We start from the raw sequence: 23,857 nt of genomic DNA, 5'->3' as shown, positions 1-23,857 counted from the left end.
CCCCCGATTCAGGCGGCCGTCCGCCGGTCGTCGGTACGCGGGTCGACTGGAGGGGACCGGCGAGCGGTGGGCGGCGCTTGCCGTCTCCCAGAGTGCCGAGCGGCTCTGATCGGCGGGGAGGCGGAGAGGAGGCGCACGGAGGGAAGCGAGGGTCGCACAAACCGGCGCCATGACCAACGTCTGCCCCGCGAGTGCTGCTAACAATCGTTCACTTCGTCGCGATTCCCACGGCTCGTATCCTGGGGCGGCATCCCATCCTCGTACGTGTGCCGGGAACGCGAGCCGGTGCACGCGTCGGCGTGAGAGAGGTCGCACGGTGAGCCTGCCGAGCCCGAAACCGCAGCAGATCCCGGTCGTCGTCCTGGCCGGATTCCTCGGCTCGGGAAAGACCACACTCCTCAACCACCTCCTGCACCGCAGCGGAGGCAGCCGTATCGGCGCCGTCGTCAACGACTTCGGGGCCATCGAGATCGACGCGATGGCCGTGGCGGGAGCGCTCGGCGACTCGACGGTCTCGCTCGGCAACGGGTGTCTGTGCTGTGCCGTGGACGCGAGCGAGCTGGACCAGTACCTGGAACGGCTCGCGGAGCCCTCCCTCGGCATCGACGTCATCGTCATCGAGGCGAGCGGGCTCGCCGAGCCGCAGGAACTCGTGCGGATGGTGCTCGCCAGCGAGCATCCGGGGATCGTGTACGGCGGGCTGGTCGAGGTCGTCGACGCCGCCGAGTTCGACGCCACCCGGTCCAGGCATCCCGAGATCGACCGGCATCTCGCGCTGGCCGATCTCGTCGTGGTCAACAAGCTCGACCGGGCGGCGGACGGCGAACGCGTCCTCGGACTGGTCCGGTCCCTCGTCGATCGCGCCGCCGTCGTCCCGGCCACCTACGGCCGGATCGACCCCGAGTTCCTCTTCGACTGCCGGCCGAGCGAGGAACGCATCGGGCAGCTGTCCTTCGACGACCTGCACGAGCACGGAGCGGACGACCACGCCGAGCACCTGCACTGCGCCTACGACAGCCTGTCGTTCGTCTCGCGGGAGCCCCTCGACCCGCGCCGGCTGATGGAGTTCCTCGACAGCCGGCCCGAAGGGCTGTACCGGATCAAGGGCTACGTCGACTTCGGGCCGTACGACCTCCGGAACCGCTACGCCGTCCATGCCGTCGGGCGGTTCCTGCGCTTCTACCCGGAGCCCTGGCCGGCCGGGAGTGATCGCCTCACCCAGCTGGTGCTCATCGGCTCCGGCATCGACGCCTCCGCCCTCGACAAGGAACTCGGCGCGTGCAGGAGCGACGCCCCGCACGCCGAAGAGCACGGCATGTGGGGCGTCCTGAGGTACGTACGGAACCCGGAGGAGGACCCGGCAGAACCTGCCTGAGTCCTCCGCCGGAGGGCTCTAGACCGGCCCCGCCACCACCGCCACCGTCTTCGCCAGGGACACACCCGAGCCGTCACGCCGCGGGTCCATCTCCGGGAGGTCGGCCGGGGTGCCGTTCTTCTGCGCCGCGAGGGCCGGGGCCGGACCCGCCCAGGCCAGGGACAGGCAGTCCTCGCCCTTCAGGAACCGCTGGCAGCGGACGCCGCCGGTGGCGCGGCCCTTGCGCGGATACTGGTCGAACGGGGTCATCTTGGCCGTCGTCTGCACGGAGTCGTCCAGCGTGCCCCGCGAGCCGGCGACGGTGAAGACCACGGCGTCCACGGCCGGGTCCATCGCCGTGAAGGAGATGACCTTCGCGCCCTCGGAGAGCTTGATGCCGGCCACACCGCCGGCCGGGCGGCCCTGCGGTCGGACCTGGGACGCCTGGAAGCGCAGCAACTGGGCGTCGTCGGTGATGAAGACCAGATCCTCCTCGCCGGTGCGCAACTCGACCGCGCCGACGATCCGGTCACCCTCCCTGAGGGTGATCACCTCCAGCTCCTCCCTGTTGGACGGATAGTCCGGCACCACGCGCTTGACCACGCCCTGTTCCGTGCCGAGCGCCAGGCCCGGCGACGACTCGTCGAGCGTCGTCAGACAGACCACCATCTCGTCGTCCTCCAGGGAGACGAACTCCGCCAGCGGGGCGCCTCCCGCGAGGTTCGGCGTCGCCATCGACTCCGGGAGCTGGGGCAGGTCGATCACGTTCAGCCGCAGCAGCCGACCCGTCGAGGTCACCGCGCCCACCTCGCCGCGGGCGGTGGCCGGCACCGCCGAGACGATCACGTCGTGCTTCACGCGCTTGGCGCCGGCGTCCTCCGCGAACGGCTCGCCGTTCGCCGTACGGGCCAGCAGACCCGTCGAGGACAGCAGCACCCGGCACGGGTCGTCGGCCACCTGGAGCGGCACGACGGCGACCGGGGCACCACCCGACTCCAGCAGGACCGTACGCCGGTCGGTGCCGAACTTCTTGGCGACGGTGGCCAGTTCGGAGGAGACCAGCTTGCGCAGCTCGGCGTCCGAGTCGAGGATCCGGGTCAGTTCCTCGATCTCCGCGTTGAGCCGGTCCTTCTCCGCCTCCAGCTCGATGCGGTCGAACTTGGTCAGGCGGCGCAGCGGCGTGTCGAGGATGTACTGCGTCTGCACCTCGCTCAGCGAGAACTGCTCCATCAGGCGCTGCTTGGCCTGCGCGGAGTTCTCGCTGGAGCGGATCAGACGGATGACCTCGTCGATGTCCAGCAGGGCCGTCAGCAGGCCCTCGACCAGATGCAGCCGGTCGCGCTTCTTGCCGCGGCGGAACTCCGAACGCCGCCGCACGACGGTGAAGCGGTGGTCGAGATAGACCTCCAGCAGCTCCTTCAGGCCCAGCGTGAGCGGCTGGCCGTCGACCAGGGCGACGTTGTTGATGCCGAAGGACTCCTCCATCGGCGTCAGCTTGTACAGCTGCTCCAGTACCGCCTCCGGCACGAAGCCGTTCTTGATCTCGATGACCAGGCGCAGGCCGTGCGCGCGGTCGGTGAGGTCCTTGACGTCGGCGATGCCCTGGAGCTTCTTCGAACCGACCAGGTCCTTGATCTTGGCGATCACCTTCTCCGGGCCGACCGTGAAGGGCAGCTCCGTCACGACGAGGCCCTTGCGGCGCGCCGTCACGTTGTCCACGGACACCGTCGCGCGCATCTTGAACGTGCCACGGCCCGTCTCGTACGCGTCCCGGATGCCGGAGAGGCCGACGATGCGGCCGCCGGTGGGCAGGTCGGGGCCCGGGACGTGCTTCATCAGGGCATCGAGATCCGCGTTCGGGTGCCTGATCAGGTGGCGGGCGGCGGCGATCACCTCGCGCAGGTTGTGCGGCGGCATGTTCGTGGCCATACCGACCGCGATGCCCGAGGCGCCGTTGACCAGGAGGTTCGGGAAGGCGGCCGGCAACGCCACCGGTTCCTGCTCCTGGCCGTCGTAATTGGGGTTGAAGTCGACGGTGTCCTCGTCGATCGACTCCGTCATCAGGCTCGTGGCCTCGGCCATCCGGCATTCGGTGTACCGCATGGCGGCCGGCGGGTCGTCGTTGCCCAGCGAGCCGAAGTTGCCGTGGCCGTCGACCAGGGGGACACGCATCGAGAAGGGCTGGGCCATGCGCACGAGGGCGTCGTAGATCGACGTGTCGCCGTGCGGGTGCAGCTTGCCCATCACCTCGCCGACTACACGGGCGCACTTGACGTACCCGCGCTCGGGGCGCAGGCCCATCTCGTTCATCTGGTAGACGATGCGGCGGTGCACCGGCTTGAGACCGTCGCGCGCGTCGGGCAGGGCGCGGGAGTAGATGACCGAGTACGCGTACTCGAGGAAGGAGCCCTGCATCTCGTCGACGACGTCGATGTCGAGGATTCTCTCCTCGTACGAGTCGTCGGGCGGCGGGGTCTTCGTGCTGCGGCGGGCCATCGCTGCCGGCTCCTTGCTGAAGCGTTGAACGAGATCTGACGCCGACCATTGTGGACCGCCGCACTGACAACCGGGACCAGGACCCGGTCTACGGCCTCCCCGGCAGGGGTTCGCACGCGGGCCGCGGGTGCCGCTCGCCGGACCGCGGCGGCGGCCGGGACCCCGTCTCAGGACTGCCGCGGACCGGCCTGTCCGAGGTCTTTCGCCCGCCGCCCGCCCGGCTCCGGGCCGCCTGCCGTGCGCCGAGATCACCGCGCGCGGAACGCCGCGGTGCCGGGCCCCCGGCCAGGCACGCTGTCACCACCGCACACCGCCCCCGGCCGCTTCCCCCTCTCGCTCTGCGCGTACGCCCCCCGGGAACTTCACCAGGGCCCCGCACGCTTGCATACAGTGGCAGGACTCGCCAGGAAAAACCGCGGTTTGAACGACCGCGCCGCGATCGAAGGGACGTACATGCCCATGGGTCACACGGCCACAGCCCAGGCAGGCTCCGGGGGCCTGACAGCGACCGAGCACCGCCTGGCCAACGGCCTGCGCGTGGTGCTCTCCGAGGACCACCTGACCCCGGTCGCGGCGGTGTGCCTCTGGTACGACGTGGGCTCGCGCCACGAAGTCAAGGGGCGTACCGGCCTGGCTCACCTTTTCGAGCACCTGATGTTCCAGGGTTCCGCCCAGGTGAAGGGCAACGGCCACTTCGAGCTCGTCCAGGGCGCGGGCGGCTCGCTGAACGGCACCACCAGCTTCGAGCGGACCAACTACTTCGAGACCATGCCCGCCCACCAGCTGGAGCTCGCCCTCTGGCTGGAGGCCGACCGCATGGGCTCCCTGCTGGCCGCGCTCGACGACGAGTCGATGGAGAACCAGCGGGACGTCGTCAAGAACGAGCGCCGGCAGCGCTACGACAACGTTCCCTACGGCACCGCCTTCGAGAAGCTGACCGCCCTCGCCTACCCGGAGGGCCACCCCTACCACCACACCCCGATCGGCTCGATGGCCGACCTGGACGCGGCCACCCTGGAGGACGCGCGCGCGTTCTTCCGCACCTATTACGCGCCGAACAACGCCGTGCTCTCCGTCGTCGGTGACATCGACCCGGAGCAGACCCTGGCCTGGATCGAGAAGTACTTCGGCTCCATCCCCGGCCACGACGGCAAGCCCGCGCCCCAGGACGGCACGCTGGCGGAGATCATCGGCGAGCAGCTGCGTGAGGTCGTCGAGGAGGAGGTCCCGGCGCGCGCCCTGATGGCCGCCTACCGGCTGCCGCACGACGGCACGCGCGCGTGCGACGCGGCCGACCTGGCCCTCACCGTCCTCGGGGGCGGCGAGTCCTCCCGCCTGTACAACCGCCTCGTGCGGCGGGACCGTACGGCCGTGGCGGCCGGCTTCGGCCTGCTGCGGCTGGCCGGGGCGCCCTCCCTGGGGTGGCTGGACGTGAAGACGTCCGGTGACGTGGAGGTCCCGGTCATCGAGTCCGCCATCGACGAGGAGCTCGCCCGGTTCGCCGAGGAGGGCCCCACGGCCGAGGAGATGGAGCGCGCCCAGGCCCAGCTGGAGCGCGAGTGGCTGGACCGGCTCGGCACGGTCGCCGGCCGCGCCGACGAACTGTGCCGGTACGCCGTCCTGTTCGGCGACCCGCAGCTCGCCCTGACCGCCGTGCAGCGCGTGCTGGACGTGACGGCCGAGGAGGTCCAGGAGGTCGCCAAGGCCCGCCTGCGGCCCGACAACCGCGCGGTGCTCGTCTACGAGCCGACCGCCCCGGCCGACCCCGAGGCCGAGGCCGCGGAAGGCACCGAAGACCCGGAATCCGCGGCGACCGTGGAAGCCACCGACGAGAACGAGGAGGTGGCGAAGTGACCGAGCTCGCCACGATGCAGTTCCACTCCCAGCCGCACGGGGGCGAGCCGAAGCCCTGGGCCTTCCCGGCCCCCGCGCGCGGCACGCTCGGCAACGGCCTGACGGTGCTGCGCTGCCACCGCCCCGGCCAGCAGGTCGTCGCCGTGGAGGTGCTGCTGGACGCGCCCCTGGACGCCGAGCCGGCCGGCCTCGACGGCGTGGCCACGATCATGGCCCGGGCCTTCTCCGAGGGCACCGACAAGCACTCCGCCGAGGAGTTCGCCGCCGAGCTGGAGCGCGCCGGCGCCACCCTCGACGCACACGCCGACCACCCCGGCGTCCGGCTCAGCCTGGAGGTGCCGGCCTCCAGGCTCGCCAAGGGGCTCGGGCTGATCGCCGATGCCCTCCGCGCGCCCGCGTTCGCCGACAGCGAGGTCGAGCGGCTGGTCCGCAACCGCCTCGACGAGATCCCGCACGAGCTGGCCAACCCCGGCCGCCGTGCCGCCAAGGAGCTCTCCAAGGAGCTGTTCCCGAAGGGCTCGCGCATGTCGCGGCCCCGCCAGGGCACCGAGGAGACGGTCGCCGCGATCGACTCCGGCGCCGTGCGCGCCTTCTTCGAGAGGCACGTCAGGCCCGCCACGGCCACCGTCGTGGTCGTCGGCGATCTCACCGGCATCGACCTCGACGACCTGCTCGGCGACACGCTGGGCTCCTGGACCGGCTCCGTGGCCGAGCCGCGCCCGGTGCCGCCGGTGACCGCCGACGACACGGGCCGGGTCGTCATCGTGGACCGCCCCGGCGCCGTCCAGACGCAGCTGCTGATCGGCCGGATCGGCCCGGACCGGCACGACCGCGTGTGGCCCGCGCAGGTGCTCGGCACGTACTGCCTCGGCGGCACCCTCACCTCCCGCCTGGACCGCGTGCTGCGCGAGGAGAAGGGCTACACCTATGGGGTGCGGGCCTTCGGCCAGGTCCTGAGGTCCGCCCCGGACGGGACCGGTGCCGCGATGCTCGCCATCAGCGGCTCCGTGGACACCCCCAACACCGGCCCGGCCCTCCAGGACCTCTGGACGGTGCTGCGCACCCTCGCCGCCGACGGACTGACCGACGCCGAGCGGGACGTCGCCGTGCAGAACCTGGTCGGCGTCGCGCCGCTGAAGTACGAGACCGCGGCGGCCGTCGCGAGCACGCTGGCCGACCAGGTCGAGCAGCACCTGCCCGACGACTACCAGGCCACGCTGTACCGGCAGCTCGCCGCGACCGGCACCGTGGAGGCCACCGCGGCGGCCGTCAGCGCCTTCCCGGTGGACCGGCTCGTGACCGTCCTCGTCGGCGACGCGGCGCAGATCAAGGGCCCGGTCGAGGCCCTGGGGATCGGCGAAGTCTCGGTCGTCACCGCCGAGTAGGAGCACGCGGCGCAGGGGCCCTGGTTGTCTTCTAAGGCACCAGGGCTCCTTTATGCCCGAATTGATGCGGAGGTTGCCTGTCTGCCCTGTGGGATGCGCTACAAAAACGGGGATCCGTTTGGGAATTGAAAGTGGCCCCGCTTAGGTTCGTCCGGGCTGTTCGTCAGGCAGTGCGCCGCACCCGCGGCACCGGACAGTCATCGCCGAGTCCCCGTACGGCGCGAGCCAGGGGAGCCGGGGACCCAACCGCAGTCCCTGGGGTGAATCGGACGCCCGCGCGAGCCGCGAGGGGGTCCGTAGGAGACCTTCCTGCTCCGAACCCGTCAGCTAACCCGGTAGGCGAGAAGGAAGGAAAGGACCAGCCACTCCATGGCGTTCACCCGCGCCACCGGGAAGCATCGTCGTCCCAGCCGGATGCAGCGCGGCACCGCCCGCGCGGCGGGCGTCGCGGCCCTCGCCACCACCGGTGTCATCGGCACCGTGGCCGCCCCGGCCTTCGCCACCGAGCCCGCCGTCGAGCAGACCGGCCTCACCCCAGTCGTCACCATGGGCGACAGCGTGGCCCAGCAGGTAGACGCTCAGGCCGTCGCCCAGAAGCAGGCCGCCGAGGAGGCCGCCGCCAAGAAGAAGGCCGAGGAGGCCGCCCGCAAGCGGGCCGCCGAGGCGGCCAAGGAGGCCAAGGAGGCAGCGGAGAAGGCCCGTGAGGCCAAGGAGCGCGCCGCCCGCGAGGCCGAGCGCAAGCGCCTCAACACCTTCGTGCCCCCGATCTCCGGCTCGTACGTCTCCACCGGCTACAAGTCCGGCGGCGCCGTCTGGTCCTCCGGCAGCCACACCGGCGTCGACTTCCACGCCGCCAGCGGCACCGCCGTCCACGCCGTCGGCATGGGCACGGTCGTCGAGGCCGGCTGGGGCGGTGCCTACGGCAACCAGGTCGTGATCAAGATGAACGACGGCACGTACACCCAGTACGGCCACCTGTCGTCCATCGGCGTCTCGGTGGGCCAGCAGGTCACTCCCGGCCAGCAGATCGGCCTGTCCGGCGCGACCGGCAACGTCACCGGCGCGCACCTGCACTTCGAGGCCCGTACGAGCCCCGAGTACGGCTCCGACATCGACCCCGTCGCCTACCTCCGCTCGCACGGCGTGAACGTCTGACGGCGTACCACTTCGCATCCCGAGGCCCCGGCTCCCCGAGCCGGGGCTTTCGGCGTTCGTGACGCCCGGCTGTCCAAAAAATATCCATGGATTCCGGTCCGCCGTCGGAAATTCCGGCTCATTGCAATAGAGTCACGGAACACGCGTCACTCGTCGACGTTTCACGGGGATTAAACGGAGGTCGGTCATGCGCATTCCCGCGCACTCGGTGTGCACGGCCATCCGGGACGACATCGTCGCGGGTGTCTACGAGCGGGGCAGCCGGCTGACCGAGGAACTCCTCGCCCGCCGCTACGGCGTCTCGCGCGTCCCCGTCCGGGAGGCCCTGCGCACTCTGGAGGCCGAGGGCTTCGTGGTGACCCGGCGGCACGCGGGCGCGTGCGTCGCCGAACCGACCGAGCAGGAGGCCGCCGACCTGCTGGAGATGCGGATGCTGCTGGAGCCGCTCGGCGCCGCCCGCGCCGCCCAGCGCCGCACCGAGGCCCATCTGAAGGTCCTGCGCGGCCTGGTCAGGCTCGGCCAGGAGCGGGCCCGCCGGGGCAACAGCGACGACCTGCGCTCTCTGGGCGGTTGGTTCCACGAGACGCTCGCGCAGGCCTCCGGCAGCCCCGCGCTGACCTCGATGCTCACCCAGCTCCGCCACAAGATCGCCTGGATGTACACCGTCGAGGCGCCGGCCGGTCCTGTGGAGTCCTGGACCGAGCACGGCGCGATCGTGGACGCGGTGGCGCGTGGTGACAGCGAGCGGGCGCGGGCGGTCACGGCGCTGCACGCCGAGCGCGCGACGGCCGCGCACCGGCTGCGTTTCGGCTCCGCCGGGGAGCGGGCCGAGCGTGTGAGGAACTCGCAACATCCCGTAAACACGGCGAGCCCGCGGCATTAACACGCGAGCCGTATACAAAGACCAGGTAATTCGCGGGGGATTATTTCTGCTGCCCGTGAACGGGAATTAAACGACCCGCGACCGGAAATGGCGAAGGGCTCGCCCGGTGAATTCGGACGAGCCCTTCAGGGTGCACCGGATCGGAGTGCACCGGATCAGGTGCGAAAGAATGCTCAGACGGTCTCGGGCAGTTCCTCGAGACCCGCGGAGACCAGCTTCGCCAGCCGGTCCAGGGCGGCGTCCGCGCCCTCGGCGTCGGAGGCGAGGACGATCTCCTCGCCGCCCTGGGCACCGAGGCCGAGGACGGCCAGCATGGAGGCCGCGTTGACGGGGTTGCCGTCTGCCTTGGCGATCGTCACCGGGACGCCTGCGGCCGTGGCGGCTCGGACGAAGATGGAGGCGGGGCGGGCGTGAAGGCCCTCGGCCCAGCCGACGTTGACGCGGCGCTCAGCCATGTGTTGCTGCCCTTCGGTTTTCAGGGTTGTCTAGACCAGTTTCCCATATCGTGAAGCTGCGCCGGAGCGGTCCTGACGTCCCGCCCCGGGGCGTCAGTCGGATCGCGGCCTCGACCCGACTGACGCCCTCCACAGACTGCCTCGCGCCGTTGTCGGACGCTAGGGCCTGTCGTTTGGGTCACGCCGCAGACGCGGGGTCCGAGCAGAACAGTCGCTTCCCTGCGACCTGATCCAAATGACAGACCCTAGCCGTACTCTGGGGCCCATGCAGACCTCGCCGGACCGGCACGAGTATCCCGCCCACTGGGAAGCCGACGTGGTGCTGCGCGACGGGGGTACCGCGCGCATCCGGCCCATCACCGTTGATGACGCCGAGCGCCTGGTCAGCTTCTACGAGCAGGTCTCCGACGAGTCGAAGTACTACCGCTTCTTCGCGCCGTACCCTCGCCTGTCCGCCAAGGACGTCCACCGCTTCACGCACCACGACTTTGTGGACCGGGTGGGACTCGCGGCCACGGTGGGCGGCGAGTTCATCGCCACCGTACGCTACGACCGGATCGGCGCGGACGGAACGCCCGCGTCCGCACCTGCCGACGAGGCCGAGGTCGCTTTCTTGGTGCAGGACGCCCACCAGGGCCGTGGCGTCGCCTCCGCTCTCCTGGAACACATCGCCGCCGTCGCCCGCGAGCGCGGCATCCGCCGTTTCGCCGCCGAGGTGCTGCCCGCCAACAGCAAGATGATCAAGGTGTTCACGGACGCCGGGTACACCCAGAAGCGCAGCTTCGAGGACGGCGTCGTCCGTCTGGAGTTCGACCTCGAACCCACCGACCGCTCCCTCGCCGTGCAGTACGCGCGCGAGCACCGTGCCGAGGCGCGGTCCGTGCAGCGGCTGCTCGCGCCCGGCTCGGTCGCCGTCATCGGCGCCGGGCGCTCGCCGGGCGGCGTGGGCCGAAGCGTCCTCGGCAACATCCGCGACGCCGGGTTCACCGGCCGCCTCCACGCCGTGAACAAGGCACTCCCCGAGGGACAGAAGGAGCTCGACGGGGTGCCCGCCCACCGCTCGGTGCGGGACATCGACGGCCCCGTAGACCTCGCGGTCGTCGCCGTGCCGGCCGCACACGTCCCCGAGGTCGTCACCGAGTGCGGCGAACACGGCGTGCAGGGGCTGGTCGTGGTCTCGGCCGGATACGCCGAGAGCGGCACCGAGGGACGCGAACGCCAGCGCGCCCTCGTGCGGCAGGCGCGCACATACGGCATGCGGATCATCGGGCCGAACGCCTTCGGCATCATCAACACCTCCCCGCGGGTACGGCTCAACGCCTCCCTCGCCCCCGAGACGCCGCGCCCAGGCCGGATCGGCCTGTTCGCCCAGTCCGGCGCCATCGGCATCGCCCTGCTGTCCCGGCTGCACCGGCGCGGCGGCGGCGTCACGGGCGTGACCGGCGTCTCCACCTTCGTCTCCTCCGGCAACCGGGCCGACGTCTCCGGCAACGACGTCCTCCAGTACTGGTACGAGGACCCCGACACCGACGTCGTCCTCATGTACCTGGAGTCCATCGGCAACCCCCGCAAGTTCACCCGCCTCGCCCGCCGCACCGCCGCCGCGAAGCCGCTGGTCGTGGTCCAGGGCGCCCGGCACGCAGCGGCTCCCCAGGGGCATGCCGTACGGGCGACCCGGCTGCCGCACGCGACCGTCTCGGCGCTGCTGAGGCAGGCCGGCGTCATCCGGGTCGACACCATCACCGAGCTGGTGGACGCCGGGCTGCTCCTCGCCCGCCAGCCGCTGCCGGCCGGGCCCCGGGTGGCGATCCTCGGCAACTCCGAGTCGCTCGGCCTGCTCACGTACGACGCGTGTCTCGCCGAGGGGCTGCGACCGCACCCCCCGCAGGACCTGACCACGGCGGCCTCCGCCGCGGACTTCCACACGGCCCTGTCGCGGGCGCTGGCCGACGACCGGTGCGACGCGGTGATCGTCACCGCCATACCGGCGGTGGGGGAGGGCTCGGTCGCGGACGCGGCTCTCGCCGACGCGCTGCGCTCCGCGGCTGCCGCCGCCCCGGCCAAGCCGGTCCTGGTGGTGCACGTGGAGCTGGGCGGCCTGGCAGAGGCCCTCTCGGCGGCGGCGAGCACGGCACCGCAGGCCGACGCGGACAACGGGCCACAAACCCGCCCCGACAGCCCTCAGGTCACCCCCCGCCCGACGCCTCCCGGGGAACCCTCTGAGGACTCCCACCTCATTCCCGCCTACCCCGCCGCCGAACGCGCCGTCCGTGCCCTGGCGCAGGCCGTCACCTACGCGCAGTGGCGGCGCGACGCCGCCGACCCCGGCAAGGTGCCCGAGTACGAGGACATCGACCAGAAGGGCGCCGCCGCGCTGATCGACGGGCTCCTCGCGCGCGGGCAGGGACTCACGCTCGGCACGGAGGAGACCTGCGACCTGCTCGGCCACTACGGCATCCACGTCCACCGCGCCCTGCCCGCCCCGACCCCCGACGCCGCCGCCGAGGCCGCCCGCACCCTCGGCTACCCCGTCGCCCTCAAGGCCACCGCCCCGCACCTGCGGCACCGCGCCGACCTGGGCGGCGTACGCCTCGACCTCGCGGACGAGGACCAACTGCGGCGGTCGTACACCGAGTTGACCGAGCTGTTCGGAGCGCCCGAGGAGCTGCGCCCCGTCGTGCAGCGGATGGCGCCGCGCGGCGTGGACGTCGTCGTACGGGCCGTCATCGATCCCGCGGCCGGAGCCGTGCTCTCCTTCGGGCTCGCCGGGGCCGCCTCGCAGTTGCTCGGGGACACGGCCCACCGGCTGATCCCCGTCACCGACAAGGAGGCGACCTCGCTGGTGCGCTCGATCCGCACCGCCCCCCTGCTGTTCGGCTGGCGCGGCTCCGCACCGGCCGACACCCGCGCCCTTGAGGAGTTGCTGCTGCGGGTGTCCCGGCTGGTCGACGACCACCCCGAGGTCGTCGCGGTCACCCTGGAGCCGGTCGTCGTCGCCTCGCACGGCCTGAGCGTCCTGGGCGCCTCCGTCCGCCTCGCGCCGCCGCCCGCCCGCGACGACCTCGGCCCGCGGACGCTCCCCGCGTACTGACAGGGGGCGAGCGGTGCCTCGCAGTCAGTCGTCCCCCGTAGGATGGGCGTCATGGCCAAGACCAGTACGACGACCCAGGGGCTGCGGGCGGCGATCGAGCGCAGCGGCTACTACCCGGCCCTCGTGGCCGAGGCGGTGGAGGCCGCCGTGGGCGGCGAGCCCATCCGGTCGTACCTGGTCCATCAGGAGACGACGTTCGACCAGAACGAGGTGCGGCGGCACGTGACGGTGCTCGTCCTCACCGACCACCGCTTCATCGTCAGCCACACCGACGAACAGGCCGCCGACGGCACCTCCCCGACGCCGTACGCCACGACGTCGACGGAGTCCGTGAAGCTGAGCCGTATCTCGTCGATCGTGGTCAGCCGAGTGGTCGCCAACCCGGAGTCGTACAAGCCGGGCACGCTGCCCCGCGAGGTCGTCCTCACCATCGGCTGGGGCGCCGTCTCCCGCATCGACCTGGAGCCGGCCGCCTGCGGCGACCCCAACTGCGAGGCGGACCACGGCTACACCGGCAACTCGACGGCGGACGATCTCAGCCTGCGCGTCAGCGAGGCCGGGGACGGACCGGAGACCGTGCGTCAGGCGCTCGCCTTCGCGCAGGCTCTCTCCGAGGCGACCGCGGACACCGCTCACTGATGGCACACCCCATGACGGCCTGGGACCACCACCCCGAACCGCTCACAGTCGCCTCCGCGCCGTCCCCCGAGTACGGCAGCGGCTCCCTCGCCGACCTGCTGCCCACGCTGGCCGCCGGCCTGGGCGTGCCGGGCATGACCGCCGCGATCTCCGAGCTGACCCCCGCCGACCGGAACTGCGTGTTCCTGATCGACGGCCTCGGCTGGGAACAGCTCAAGGCGCACCCCGCGGACGCCCCCTTCATGACGTCCCTGCTCGCCACCTCGCGCGGCGGCACCGGACGTCCCCTCACCGCCGGCTACCCGGCGACCACGGCCACCTCCCTGGCCTCCGTCGGCACCGGCCTGCCGCCCGGCGCGCACGGCCTGCCCGGCTACACCGTGCGCAACCCGGACACCGGCGAGCTGATGAACCAGCTGCGCTGGCAGCCGTGGACCCCGCCCGGCCCCTGGCAGCCGTACCCGACGGTCTTCCAGCTGGCCCACGAGGCGGGCGTGCACGCCGCGCAGGTGTCGTCCCCGACCTTCGAGAACACCCCGCTGACCAGGGTCGCGCTCAGCGGTGGAAGGTTCCTCGGGCGGCTGACCGGCGAGGACCGTATGGACCTGGCGGCCGAGCAACTGGCCGCGGGCGACCGCTCCCTGGTCTACACGTACTTCGCCGAGGTCGACGGCGCCGGTCACCGCTTCGGCGTCGACTCCGACACCTGGCGCGGCCAGCTCATGTACGCCGACCGCCTGGTCCAGCGCCTGGCCGAGCAACTGCCACCGCGCAGCGCCCTCTACATCACCGCCGACCACGGCATGATCGACGTGCCGTTCGACGAGGAACACCGCATCGACTTCGACGAGGACTGGGAGCTGAGCGCCGGAGTCGCCCTGCTCGGCGGCGAGGGCCGCGCCCGGCACGTCTACGCGGTGCCCGGCGCCACGAACGACGTCCTGACCTGCTGGCGCGAGGTGCTCGGCGAGCAGTTCTGGGTGGCCTCCCGCGACGAGGCCATCGCGGCGGGCTGGTTCGGCCCGAAGATCGACGAACGGGTGTACGGCCGGATCGGCGACGTGGTCGCCGCCGCGCGCGACGACGTCCTGCTCATCGCCTCCGAGCGGGAGCCGAAGGAGTCGGCGATGGTCGGCAACCACGGTTCGATGACCCCCGCCGAGCAGCTGGTCCCGCTGCTCGAAGTACGCTCCTGAAGCCCCACCCCGATTCCTCCGCCTGACCTCTCCCGCCGAAAGGTGCTCAACTCGACATGCCCGAGCTGGTGTTCTTCTCCGGAACGATGGACTGCGGGAAGTCGACGCTGGCTCTCCAGATCGAGCACAACCGCTCCGCGCGAGGCCTCCAGGGCATGATCTTCTCGCGCGACGACCGCGCCGGCGAGGGCAAGCTGTCCTCCCGCCTCGGCCTGGTCACCGACGCGGTGGAGGTCGAGGACGGCCAGGACCTCTACGCCTACCTCGTCGACCACCTCTCGCAGGGCGGCCGCGCGGACTACGTGATCGCCGACGAGGCACAGTTCCTCGCGCCGGAGCAGATCGACCAACTCGCGCGTGTGGTCGACGACCTGGGCCTCGACGTCTACGCCTTCGGCATCACGACCGACTTCCGCTCCAAGCTGTTCCCCGGCTCCCAGCGGCTGGTGGAACTGGCCGACCGGGTCGAGGTGCTCCAGGTCGAGGCCCTGTGCTGGTGCGGCGCCCGGGCCACGCACAACGCCCGCACGGTAGGCGGCGTCATGGTCGTCGAGGGCGCCCAGGTGGTCGTCGGAGACGTCACCCGCTCCGCCGACGAGATCGGCTACGAGGTCCTGTGCCGCCGCCACCACAGGCGCCGCATGACCTCGGCGACGGCCCGCGCGGCGGCCCTGTCCCCGGACGTGCTGCCGGTGTCGTCCTCCTGACCATCGGCGGTGTCGTGCTCCTGCCCACTCGGCGGTGCGCTCCCGACCACCAGGTGGACCGTCAGCGCTGCCGTTGCAGCAGCGCGAACCGCGCCCCCTCCGGATCCGCCACCGCCGCCACCCGGCCGTGAGCGGTGTCGTGGGCCGGCTTCAGGACCTGCCCGCCCAGATGCACAAGGTGATCCAGGGCGTCGTCGACGTCCGCGACCTGGAAGTACGTCACCCAGTGCGGCCCTCGGTCGCGGAGCAGCGCCTGCCCCAGCCCGTGGACGCCGGCGACGGGCCGGCCGCCGAGGTGCAGGGTCACGTAGTCGAAGTCGGCGCAGACCACCGGCTCCTCCTCGTAGCCGAACACCGTCCGGTAGAACTTGGCGACACTCGCCGAATCGAAGGTCAGCAGCTCGTTCCAGGCGGGCGTGCCGGGGACGCCCGAGACGGCCGTGCCCAGGTGCGCGGCGGCCTGCCAGATGCCGAAGACCGCCCCCGAGGGATCGGAGCCGATCGCCAGGCGGCCGGCGTCGGCGGCGTCCAGCGGGCCCACGCCGATCGTGCCGCCGCAGCTGCGCACCGTCTCGGCGGTCCGGTCGGCGTTCTCCGAGGCGAAGTAGGGGGTCCACGCGATGGGCAGATGACGGTCCGGCGGCAACCGGCCGATGCCCGCCACCTCGTGCCCGTCGAGCAGCGCCCGTACGTACGGGCCGAGTTGCTGAGGGCCCGGCTGGAACTCCCAGCCGAACAGCGTTCCGTAGAACTCCTGGGTCGCGGCCGGCCCGTGCACCATCAGGCTCACCCAGCAGGGGGTGCCGGGCGTGTGCCGAGCGGGTGTGTCGCCGTGCGGACCGGCTGACTCCCGTGCGTCGGTCATCGTCACTCTCTTCTCGGCCTCGCGGTGGGCGTGCTCTGCGCAGCCCTCGTGGGTACGCCCCGCGGGGCGGCCCCTGTGCGGGAGAATGCCTGATGTGCGGGGCGCTGTCCCTTGCGGCGCGCTTGTCGCAGGTGTCGTTCAGCTGTACAACATGTGCTTGTTCCCGTACACCGCGTGATCGCCCTGTCCGGCCGAGCACAGTAGCCGGACACGGACGGCTCGGCCACCTCTGTGCGCGAGGATGGAGCCATGAACGCCATCATCTCCGCATCCGACCTCGCGAGCGACCTGACGGGCGCCAACCCGCCTGTCCTGCTCGATGTCCGCTGGCAGCTCACCGTGGCCAAGGCGTCCGGTGAGCCGCCGTACGACGGCCGGGCCGCGTACGAGGCAGGTCACCTTCCCGGGGCCGTCTTCGTCGACCTGGACCGGGAGTTGGCCTCGGCTCCGGGGGAGGGTGGCCGGCATCCGTTGCCCGACCTCGCGCGCTTCGGTGCCGCGATGCGCCGGGCGGGCGTCTCGTCCGGTAGGCCGGTGGTCGTCTACGACGGCGGCCAGGGCTGGGCGGCGGCCCGGGCGTGGTGGCTGCTGCGCTGGACGGCGCACCCCGACGTGCGGGTCCTCGACGGCGGGTTGCCGGCCTGGGAGGGGCCGTTGGAGAAGACCGTGCCGACACCGGCCGAGGGCGACTTCGTGCCCGAGCCGGGGGCGGCCGGTCTGCTCGACGCCGACGCCGCCGCGGAGTTGGCGCGGGCCGGGGTCCTGCTGGACGCGCGGGCGGGGGAGCGGTACCGGGGCGAGGTGGAGCCGATCGATCCGGTGGCCGGGCACATCCCGGGAGCGGTGTCCGCGCCCACCACGGAGAACGTGGGGGCGGACGGATGCTTCCTCCCCGCCGAGGAACTGCGCGCGCGTTTCAAGGGGCTTGGCGTGACCGAGGACGCGCGGGTCGGCGTGTACTGCGGGTCGGGGGTGTCCGCGGCCCACGAGGTCCTGGCGCTGGCGGTCGTCGGCATTCCGGCGGAGCTGTACGTGGGTTCGTGGTCGGAGTGGTCCTCGGACCCGGACCGGCCGGTGGCCGTGGGACCGGATCCCCAGTAACCCGACATGAGCGAGGGCCGCGCCCGGAAGGCGCGGCCCTCGCTCTCGTGTAGCCGTAGCCGATCCGGCTACTCCTGCTTCTTGCGCCGCGTCCCGAACACGATCTCGTCCCAGCTCGGGACGGCGGCTCTGCGGCCCGGTCGGACGCCGTCGGCCTCGGCCTGCCGGTCGGTGGCGCCGATGAGGCGGTCGCGGTGGCTGCCGACGGAGCGCGGCATGAGTACGTCCGCGTAGGCGGAACCGGCCGAGGCGGCGGGAGCCGGGGGCTCCTCCGCCTCCGGTTCGGCGACGGGCTCCTCCTCCTCGGGCTCCGGCGCCGGGCGCTCCGGCACCACCAGGTCGCCGCGGAAGCTCGGCACCGCCTCCAGCAGGCTGGTCAGCGAGTCCCGCTCATCCGGGCTCTCCTCCACCGGCTCGGACGCCTGCGCCGGAAGGCTGAGGCGCTCCCGGTCGCCGGAACGGTCCAGCGGCCGGTCGCGCGGCAGCCGGGCGATCCGCGGGACGAACGGGAAGCTGGGCTCGGGCGCGGCCAGGTCGTCGGACTCGCCGATGAGCATGCGCGCCTCGTCGTCGACGGCCTGGACGAGCCGCCGGGGCGGGTCGTACGTCCAGCTCGCCGAGTGCGGTTCGCCCGCGACGCAGTAGACCAGCAGGACTTCCCACGTGCCGTCGTCGCGACGCCACGAGTCCCACTGGACGGTGTCCTTCTCGGCACCACGCAGCAGCAGTCGCTCCTGCACGGCCTCGCCCAGCGGCGGACCGGCGTTCTCGCCGGGGCGGCGGACCGGGGTCTTGCGGGCCCGCTCGGCCATGAACGCACGCTCGGCGAGCACCGGACCCTCGAAGCGGCGGACCCGGTCGACGGGGATGCCTGCCATCTGCGCGACCTCTTCCGCGGTCGCGCCGGCACGTATACGCGCCTGGATGTCGCGGGGGCGGAGGTGGCTCTCCACCTCGATCTCGATCTGGCCGAGGCGAGGACGGTCGCCGCGCACGGCGGCGCGGAGCCGTTCGTCGATCGGAAGCGTGTACTCCGTGCTGTCCGCAGCCTTCAGCACCAGCCGTGTGCCGTCATTCGAGACGGCCACGACACGCAGTTCGGGCATGGGGACCTCCCGGGTGGTGCCTGCCGACGTCACGTGCGTCGCTGCTTCCGCTAGTCGAGTGTGGCCTGCCCGGGTGCAGCCTGCCACAACCTTGCCGAGTTGCCCGGCGTGTCGGGCGCGGGCCCTGGATCGCCGTTATGGCACGGTTACCTATTCGCAACGCTAAGTGACGAACTCTGTCACCCTGTGCAACTAGCCCCCCTCCCGGCGGTCCTTAAAGGCCCTGTACACCCTGACGGGAGACCGGACCCAGGGCTCGCAACAGTACTCCATTTGGGCCACGTGCGTGGATTGGCGCGCCGTCCAACTTCTGGCAAGGGGTCGGACTTGGCCGCCCTGTGCCCGCTTTTCGCGATCTTGAGCGTGGGGAACTTCACGAAACCCTCAGAAACGGAACTAACAGTTTCGGACAGGCGCCCCCTTCTTGTGCAGTTGAACGACCATGTGCCTCGTACTTCGGGGTCTACACACGCACCCCCAGTGCGTCGCCTACGCCCCCAGAACCCTCCGCAAGTAGTCGTTCTGGAACCGCCGATCAGGGTCGAGACGGTCCCGCAGTGCGGTGAACTCGGCGAAGCGCGGATACACCCGGGAGAAGTACTCGGCGTCCCTGGTGTGCACCTTGCCCCAGTGCGGGCGGCCCTCGTGGGCGGTGAAGATCCGTTCGGCCGCGGTGAAGTACCGCTGGTAGGGCGTGCCCTGGAACATATGGACGGCGATGTACGCGGTGTCCCGGCCCGAGGCGGTGGACAGCGTGATGTCGTCCGCCGGAGCGGTGCGCACCTCCACGGGGAAGCTGACCTTCAGTCCGGAGCGGTCGACCATCGTCCTCAACTCGCGCAGCACCTCGACGACGGCGGCGCGCGGAACGGCATACTCCATCTCCACGAAGCGCACCCGGCGCGGAGACGTGAAGACCTTGTAAGGGATATCGGTGTAGGTCCGCGCGGACAGCGCCTTGCTGGAGATCTGGGCGATCGCGGGGATCGTGGCGGGCACCGCGCGGCCGACCCAGTTGGCCACCTGGAAGACCCCGTTGGAGAGGAACTCGTCCTCGAACCAGCTCTGAAGCTGCGGCACCGGCTTCTCCGGGCCCGCGCTGCGGTTGTTGCGTTTGGTGTTGGTGTTCCCGGTGTGCGGGAACCAGTAGAACTCGAAGTGCTCGTTCTCGGCCCAGAGTTCCTCGAAGTCGGAGAGGACCCTGTCGAACGGCATCGGCTCCTCGCGTGCCGTGAGCAGGAAGACGGGCTCCACGGCGAAGGTGATCGCGGTGACGATGCCCAGGGCGCCGAGGCCGAGGCGGGCGGCCGCGAAGACCTCCGGGTTCTCCTTCTCGGAGCAGGTGAGGACCGAGCCGTCGGCGGTGACCAGTTCCAGACCCTTGATCTGGGCGGCGATCGAACCGGAGTCACGGCCCGTGCCGTGCGTGCCGGTACTGGTGGCTCCGGAGACCGTCTGCTCCATGATGTCGCCCATGTTCGTCAGCGACAGTCCCTCGCGCGCCAAGGCCACGTTGAGTCTCTTGAGCGGGGTGCCGGCCTCCACCGTGACGGTCATGGCCTCGCGATCAATGTCGCGTATGCCGGTCAACAGTTGAGGGCGGATCAACACACCGTCCGTCGCGGCTATGGACGTGAAGGAGTGCCCGCTGCCGACGGCCTTCACCTTCAGACCGTCCTCGGCGGCCCGCCGCACCGCGGCGGCCAGCTCGTCGACGGAGGCCGGGGTGACCTCCCGCGCGGGCCGCGCGGAGACGTTGCCGCCCCAGTTACGCCACGTGCCGTTCTTTCCGTTCGCTGTGCTGCTCAACGGAGCCTCCCCGACCCGTAGCCGGCCGCTTGAGCCGACGGAATCCGAGGAAACCCACCGCGACCGCGACGGCCCCGGCCACCGCCGGAACCCCGTACCCGGCACGCGCCCCGGCCGCGTCGATCACCCAGCCGGCCGCGGAGGAGCCGAGCGCGACCCCCACCGCGAGCCCGGTGCTCACCCAGGTCATGCCCTCGGTGAGCTGCGCGCGTGGTACGTGCTCTTCGATGAGGGACATCGTCGTGATCATCGTCGGAGCGATGGCCAGACCCGCAACGAACAGCGCCACGGCCAGAAACGGCAAGTTTCCGACCAGTAGGAGGGGGATCATACTCACGGCCATGGCGCACACGCCCAGCAGCCACCGGCGTTCCGGCGCCCCGGCGAAGTGCAGCAGTCCGAAAACCATGCCCGCCACGCAGGAACCGGCCGCGTACAGCGCGAGGACGATGCTCGCGGCGGCCTTGTGCCCCTCCTCGTCGGCGAAGGCCACGGTGACCACGTCGACCGCCCCGAAGATCGCCCCGGTCGCCACGAAGGTGGCCACCAGGACCTGAAGGCCCCGCGAGCGCATGGCCGTGCGCCCGCCACGGTGTTCGCGCGGATGCGGCTTCGGCTCGGTGGCGCGCTGCCCGGTCAGCCAGAAGACGCCGACGGCCAGGAAGCAGGCGGCGAGCAGCGGACCGGCCTCCGGGAACCAGGCCGTGGACAGGCCGATGGAGATGATCGGCCCGAAGATGAAGCACACCTCGTCCACCACGGACTCGAAGGAGTACGCGGTGTGCAGCTGCGGGGTGCCCCGGTACAAGGCCGCCCAGCGGGCCCGGATCATCGCGCCGACGCTCGGCACGCAGCCGATGCCGACGCACGCCACGTACAGCACCCAGTCCGGCCACCCGTGGTGCGCCGCGAACAGCAGGACGGCCGCCGCGGTGAGCGAGATCAGCGTCGCCGGCCGCAGCACCCGCCGCTGTCCGTACTGGTCCACCAGCCGCGAGACCTGCGGTCCGGCCACCGCCGCCGCCAGCGCGATGGTGGCCGACAGGGCGCCGGCCAAGCCGTACCGCCCGGTGAGCTGGGAGACCATCGTGACCACGCCGATGCCCATCATCGACAGCGGCATACGGCCGAGGAAGCCCGCGGCGGAGAAACCCTTGCTGCCGGGAGCGGAGAACAGGGCGCGGTAGGGGCTGGGCACGGGGTCTCCGAAAGGCTCAGTAAGCTGCGAACGCCGTCGACACAGATTACGCCTCGCGGTGTTCCGACGCACCCGTCAGGCCCGCCCGGGGTCGGCCGCCGCGCAGGCGTCACCCCGCCGTTTCCCGGCTGTCAGTGCAGGGTGGCAGGATCGACTCATGCCAGACGCGCGCGATGTCACCCCCTACGACGCCCTGCTCCTGCTCTCCTTCGGCGGCCCGGAAGGCCCGGACGACGTGGTCCCGTTCCTGGAGAACGTGACGCGTGGGCGCGGCATCCCCAAGGAACGCCTCAAGGAAGTCGGGCAGCACTACTTCCTGTTCGGCGGAGTCAGCCCCATCAACGACCAGAACCGGGCCCTGCTGGACGCCCTGCGCAAGGACTTCGCCGACCACGGCCTGGACCTGCCGGTCTACTGGGGCAACCGCAACTGGGCGCCGTATCTGACGGACACCCTGCGCGAGATGGTCCGCGACGGCCGGCGGCGCATCCTGGTCCTCGCCACCAGCGCCTACGCCTCCTACTCGGGCTGCCGGCAGTACCGCGAGAACCTCGCCGACTCGCTCGCGGCTCTGGAGGCCGAGGGGCTGGAGCTGCCGAAGGTCGACAAGCTGCGGCACTACTTCAACCACCCCGGCTTCCTGGAGCCCATGATCGACGGGGTGATCCGGTCCCTCGCCGAGCTGCCCGAGGACGTCCGGGACGGGGCGCACATCGCCTTCTCGACGCACTCGATCCCGACGGCCTCCGCCGACACCTCCGGCCCGGTCGAGGACCACGGCGACGGCGGCGCGTACGTGAAGCAGCACCTGGACGTGGCGAAGCTGATCGCGGACGCCGTCCGGGAGCGCACCGGCGTCGACCACCCCTGGCAGCTCGTCTACCAGTCCCGCTCGGGCGCCCCGCACATCCCGTGGCTGGAGCCCGACATCTGCGACCACCTTCAGGAGCGGCACGCGGCCGGTGTCCCGGCCGTGGTGATCGCCCCCATCGGGTTCGTCTCCGACCACATGGAGGTCCTCTACGACCTCGACACGGAGGCCAAGGCCAAGGCGGAGGAGCTGGGGCTGCCGATGCGCCGCTCGGCCACCGTCGGCGCCGACCCGAGGTTCGCCGCCGCGATCCGCGAGCTCGTCGTGGAGCGCGCCGCCGTCGAGCGCGGGCAGGAGATCACCCCCTGTGCCCTGGGCGCCCTCGGGCCGAGCCACCACCTGTGCCCGGTCGGCTGCTGCCCGGCCCGCGCCCCCCGCCCCGCCGCCGCGGGCGCCGACAGCACCTACGCGTGAGGAGCCCCGTGACCGACCCCCTGCACAAGGACCTGCTCGATCTCGCCCAGGAGGCCGCTCGCCGCGCGGGCGCGCTGCTGCGGGACGGGCGCCCGGCCGACCTCGCGGTGGCCGCGACCAAGTCCAGCCCCATCGACGTCGTCACGGAGATGGACATCGCGGCCGAGAAGCTGATCACCGGCCTGATCGCCGAGCGCCGCCCGGACGACGGCATCCTCGGCGAGGAGGGCGGCACCACCGACGGCACGAGCGGCGTCCGCTGGGTGATCGACCCGCTCGACGGCACGGTCAACTATCTCTACGGGCTGCCCACCTGGTCCGTCTCCATCGCCGCCGAGCAGGACGGCGAGACCGTCGTCGGGGTCGTCGCGGCCCCGATGCGCGGCGAGACCTTCCACGCGGTGCTCGGCGGCGGTGCCTGGGCCAGCGGGGCCTGGGACGGCGAGCGCAGGCTGGCCTGCCGTCCCGCGCCGCCCCTGGACCAGGCGCTGGTCTCGACGGGCTTCAACTACGTGGCCGAGGTCCGCGCCCACCAGGCCGAGGTCGCCCAGCGGCTGATCCCGCTGCTGCGCGACATCCGGCGCGGCGGTTCGGCGGCGGTCGACCTGTGCGACCTCGCCGCGGGACGCCTCGACGGCTACTACGAGCGCGGCCTGCACGCCTGGGACCTCGCGGCGGGCGACCTGATCGCCCGGGAGGCGGGCGCGCTGACCGGTGGACGCCCCGGAGAGCGGCCGTCGGGTGATCTCGCGGTCGCGGGGACCCCGGGCGTCTTCGAGCCCCTCCAGCGCCTGCTGGAGGACTTCGGGGCCTGGCACGACTGAGGGCGGCCCGGCCGTCATACGACGGCAGGCGGCACGCCGAACACCGAGTGAACAGGGCCGAGGGACGACGAAGCGGGCCCCGGCGCTGGATTCGCCGGGGCCCGCTCCGTACGGCCTGATCAGACGCTCGTCGCGCTGACCTCCACACCGTGCTCGGCGGCGAGACGGCGCAGGTCGTCGAGCTCGCCCTGCTCCACCTCGACGAGGAAGTCGTCGCCCTCGTCGCGAGCCCGGGACAGATCGGACTCGGTCGCCCTTATGCGCTGCAGAAGTCCTGCGGTGAATGCGTCCATGCTGCGCCCCCTCGTCCTGGGTCGTGGGTCGATGGCACGGGGGTGTGCCGTTCGGAAGGGACGATCACGTCTCCGGTGGATGCCCAGCGCCGCTCAGCTGGGCGGCGACGGTGCCGGACACCACGCCTGCCCTGCGGAAAGCGGGCTGATGCGACCGCATG

Annotated in this window: 19 protein-coding genes and 1 riboswitch; of the genes, 12 read left to right on the top strand and 7 right to left on the bottom strand. The window is 71.8% G+C overall.

Translation table 11 applies throughout. The features are described from left to right. Positions 1–316: 316 nt before the first annotated feature. Positions 317–1,375: a CobW family GTP-binding protein gene (locus ACIBNA_RS22765; RefSeq protein WP_399166970.1), complete on the top strand. Its 1,059-nt coding sequence runs from the start codon at positions 317–319 to the stop codon at positions 1,373–1,375. An 18-nt stretch (positions 1,376–1,393) separates the two neighbouring features. Here ACIBNA_RS22765 and ACIBNA_RS22760 read toward each other — a convergent pair whose 3' ends face one another. After that, entirely contained in the window at positions 1,394–3,850 is a 2,457-nt protein-coding gene (locus ACIBNA_RS22760; protein WP_399166969.1) for a DNA topoisomerase (ATP-hydrolyzing) subunit A, read from the bottom strand. A 459-nt stretch (positions 3,851–4,309) separates the two neighbouring features. Here ACIBNA_RS22760 and ACIBNA_RS22755 point away from each other — a divergent pair, with 459 nt between their 5' ends. The 4 genes from ACIBNA_RS22755 to ACIBNA_RS22740 all read left to right on the top strand — a co-directional run bounded on the left by ACIBNA_RS22755 (position 4,310) and on the right by ACIBNA_RS22740 (position 9,127). Beyond that, positions 4,310–5,704: a M16 family metallopeptidase gene (locus ACIBNA_RS22755; RefSeq protein ID WP_399167045.1), complete on the top strand. Its 1,395-nt coding sequence runs from the start codon at positions 4,310–4,312 to the stop codon at positions 5,702–5,704. Further along, a complete protein-coding gene (locus ACIBNA_RS22750; protein WP_399166968.1) occupies positions 5,701–7,089 on the top strand; it encodes a M16 family metallopeptidase in 1,389 nt (462 codons plus the stop codon). Before ACIBNA_RS22755 ends, ACIBNA_RS22750 begins: the two co-directional genes overlap by 4 nt. A 191-nt stretch (positions 7,090–7,280) precedes the next feature. Continuing rightward, positions 7,281–7,445: riboswitch (cyclic di-AMP (ydaO/yuaA leader) on the top strand. Between the two features lie 13 nt (positions 7,446–7,458). Further along, positions 7,459–8,244, top strand: a complete 786-nt coding sequence (locus ACIBNA_RS22745; protein WP_399166967.1) for a M23 family metallopeptidase — start codon at positions 7,459–7,461, stop codon at positions 8,242–8,244. Between the two features lie 187 nt (positions 8,245–8,431). Next, a complete protein-coding gene (locus ACIBNA_RS22740; protein ID WP_274820311.1) occupies positions 8,432–9,127 on the top strand; it encodes a GntR family transcriptional regulator in 696 nt (231 codons plus the stop codon). A 173-nt stretch (positions 9,128–9,300) separates the two neighbouring features. On the opposite strand, the gene ACIBNA_RS22735 is transcribed toward ACIBNA_RS22740, so the two are convergent. Continuing rightward, positions 9,301–9,582, bottom strand: coding sequence for an HPr family phosphocarrier protein (locus ACIBNA_RS22735; protein WP_399166966.1), 282 nt, complete (start codon positions 9,580–9,582; stop codon positions 9,301–9,303). A 265-nt stretch (positions 9,583–9,847) separates the two neighbouring features. On the opposite strand from ACIBNA_RS22735, the gene ACIBNA_RS22730 reads away from it, so the two are divergent. Genes ACIBNA_RS22730 through ACIBNA_RS22715 form a run of 4 tightly spaced genes read left to right on the top strand, consistent with a single transcriptional unit; the run spans position 9,848 to position 15,215 of the window. Further along, a complete protein-coding gene (locus tag ACIBNA_RS22730; protein ID WP_399166965.1) occupies positions 9,848–12,673 on the top strand; it encodes a GNAT family N-acetyltransferase in 2,826 nt (941 codons plus the stop codon). A 42-nt stretch (positions 12,674–12,715) separates the two neighbouring features. Next, positions 12,716–13,312 carry a DUF5998 family protein gene (locus ACIBNA_RS22725; protein ID WP_274820313.1) on the top strand — a complete coding sequence of 199 codons (597 nt, stop codon included), beginning with the start codon at positions 12,716–12,718 and terminating at the stop codon, positions 13,310–13,312. Next, positions 13,312–14,508: an alkaline phosphatase family protein gene (locus tag ACIBNA_RS22720; RefSeq protein ID WP_399166964.1), complete on the top strand. Its 1,197-nt coding sequence runs from the start codon at positions 13,312–13,314 to the stop codon at positions 14,506–14,508. The genes ACIBNA_RS22725 and ACIBNA_RS22720 overlap by 1 nt, the downstream gene beginning before the upstream one ends. A gap of 56 nt (positions 14,509–14,564) precedes the next feature. Next, positions 14,565–15,215 carry a thymidine kinase gene (locus ACIBNA_RS22715; protein WP_399166963.1) on the top strand — a complete coding sequence of 217 codons (651 nt, stop codon included), beginning with the start codon at positions 14,565–14,567 and terminating at the stop codon, positions 15,213–15,215. 61 nt (positions 15,216–15,276) lie between these two features. On the opposite strand, the gene ACIBNA_RS22710 is transcribed toward ACIBNA_RS22715, so the two are convergent. Then, positions 15,277–16,080 (bottom strand): VOC family protein, encoded by an 804-nt coding sequence (locus tag ACIBNA_RS22710; protein WP_399166962.1) that lies wholly within the window; start codon positions 16,078–16,080, stop codon positions 15,277–15,279. A gap of 249 nt (positions 16,081–16,329) precedes the next feature. On the opposite strand from ACIBNA_RS22710, the gene ACIBNA_RS22705 reads away from it, so the two are divergent. Beyond that, entirely contained in the window at positions 16,330–17,181 is an 852-nt protein-coding gene (locus ACIBNA_RS22705) for a sulfurtransferase (protein WP_399166961.1), read from the top strand. 68 nt (positions 17,182–17,249) lie between these two features. Here the strand turns inward: ACIBNA_RS22705 and sepH are convergent, their stop codons facing one another. The 3 genes from sepH to ACIBNA_RS22690 all read right to left on the bottom strand — a co-directional run bounded on the left by sepH (position 17,250) and on the right by ACIBNA_RS22690 (position 21,294). Continuing rightward, positions 17,250–18,287, bottom strand: a complete 1,038-nt coding sequence (gene sepH / locus ACIBNA_RS22700; protein ID WP_399166960.1) for a septation protein SepH — start codon at positions 18,285–18,287, stop codon at positions 17,250–17,252. 489 nt (positions 18,288–18,776) lie between these two features. Continuing rightward, entirely contained in the window at positions 18,777–20,096 is a 1,320-nt protein-coding gene (locus ACIBNA_RS22695) for a D-arabinono-1,4-lactone oxidase (RefSeq protein WP_399166959.1), read from the bottom strand. Continuing rightward, a complete protein-coding gene (locus tag ACIBNA_RS22690) occupies positions 20,056–21,294 on the bottom strand; it encodes an MFS transporter (protein WP_399166958.1) in 1,239 nt (412 codons plus the stop codon). The genes ACIBNA_RS22695 and ACIBNA_RS22690 overlap by 41 nt, the downstream gene beginning before the upstream one ends. A gap of 157 nt (positions 21,295–21,451) precedes the next feature. Here ACIBNA_RS22690 and ACIBNA_RS22685 point away from each other — a divergent pair, with 157 nt between their 5' ends. Together ACIBNA_RS22685 and ACIBNA_RS22680 are read left to right on the top strand one after the other, a co-directional pair. Continuing rightward, positions 21,452–22,579 carry a ferrochelatase gene (locus ACIBNA_RS22685; protein WP_399166957.1) on the top strand — a complete coding sequence of 376 codons (1,128 nt, stop codon included), beginning with the start codon at positions 21,452–21,454 and terminating at the stop codon, positions 22,577–22,579. Positions 22,580–22,587: 8 nt separating this feature from the next. Then, positions 22,588–23,403 (top strand): inositol monophosphatase family protein, encoded by an 816-nt coding sequence (locus ACIBNA_RS22680; protein ID WP_399166956.1) that lies wholly within the window; start codon positions 22,588–22,590, stop codon positions 23,401–23,403. Between the two features lie 119 nt (positions 23,404–23,522). Here ACIBNA_RS22680 and ACIBNA_RS22675 read toward each other — a convergent pair whose 3' ends face one another. Beyond that, the gene (locus tag ACIBNA_RS22675) at positions 23,523–23,696 is read right to left on the bottom strand and encodes a hypothetical protein (RefSeq protein WP_167407432.1); all 174 of its coding nucleotides are present in this window, start codon (positions 23,694–23,696) and stop codon (positions 23,523–23,525) included. Between the last annotated feature and the right edge of the window lie 161 nt (positions 23,697–23,857).

This window comes from Streptomyces sp. NPDC050164 (assembly GCF_044459945.1).
Taxonomy (GTDB): domain Bacteria; phylum Actinomycetota; class Actinomycetes; order Streptomycetales; family Streptomycetaceae; genus Streptomyces; species Streptomyces coeruleorubidus_A.
Note: the sequence above shows the minus strand (reverse complement) of the source record. Positions and strands in the feature narration are given on the sequence as shown.

Bases quoted from the DNA above. Each gene is read 5' to 3' on its own strand.
- ACIBNA_RS22760 (WP_399166969.1), bottom strand. From the start codon at position 3,850: ATGGCCCGCCGCAGCACGAAGACCCCGCCGCCCGACGACTCGTACGAG.
- ACIBNA_RS22755 (WP_399167045.1), top strand. From the start codon at position 4,310: ATGGGTCACACGGCCACAGCCCAGGCAGGCTCCGGGGGCCTGACAGCG.
- ACIBNA_RS22745 (WP_399166967.1), top strand. From the start codon at position 7,459: ATGGCGTTCACCCGCGCCACCGGGAAGCATCGTCGTCCCAGCCGGATG.
- ACIBNA_RS22740 (WP_274820311.1), top strand. From the start codon at position 8,432: ATGCGCATTCCCGCGCACTCGGTGTGCACGGCCATCCGGGACGACATC.
- ACIBNA_RS22735 (WP_399166966.1), bottom strand. From the start codon at position 9,582: ATGGCTGAGCGCCGCGTCAACGTCGGCTGGGCCGAGGGCCTTCACGCC.
- ACIBNA_RS22730 (WP_399166965.1), top strand. From the start codon at position 9,848: ATGCAGACCTCGCCGGACCGGCACGAGTATCCCGCCCACTGGGAAGCC.
- ACIBNA_RS22725 (WP_274820313.1), top strand. From the start codon at position 12,716: ATGGGCGTCATGGCCAAGACCAGTACGACGACCCAGGGGCTGCGGGCG.
- ACIBNA_RS22720 (WP_399166964.1), top strand. From the start codon at position 13,312: ATGGCACACCCCATGACGGCCTGGGACCACCACCCCGAACCGCTCACA.
- ACIBNA_RS22715 (WP_399166963.1), top strand. From the start codon at position 14,565: ATGCCCGAGCTGGTGTTCTTCTCCGGAACGATGGACTGCGGGAAGTCG.
- ACIBNA_RS22710 (WP_399166962.1), bottom strand. From the start codon at position 16,080: ATGACCGACGCACGGGAGTCAGCCGGTCCGCACGGCGACACACCCGCT.
- ACIBNA_RS22705 (WP_399166961.1), top strand. From the start codon at position 16,330: ATGAACGCCATCATCTCCGCATCCGACCTCGCGAGCGACCTGACGGGC.
- sepH (WP_399166960.1), bottom strand. From the start codon at position 18,287: ATGCCCGAACTGCGTGTCGTGGCCGTCTCGAATGACGGCACACGGCTG.
- ACIBNA_RS22685 (WP_399166957.1), top strand. From the start codon at position 21,452: ATGCCAGACGCGCGCGATGTCACCCCCTACGACGCCCTGCTCCTGCTC.
- ACIBNA_RS22675 (WP_167407432.1), bottom strand. From the start codon at position 23,696: ATGGACGCATTCACCGCAGGACTTCTGCAGCGCATAAGGGCGACCGAG.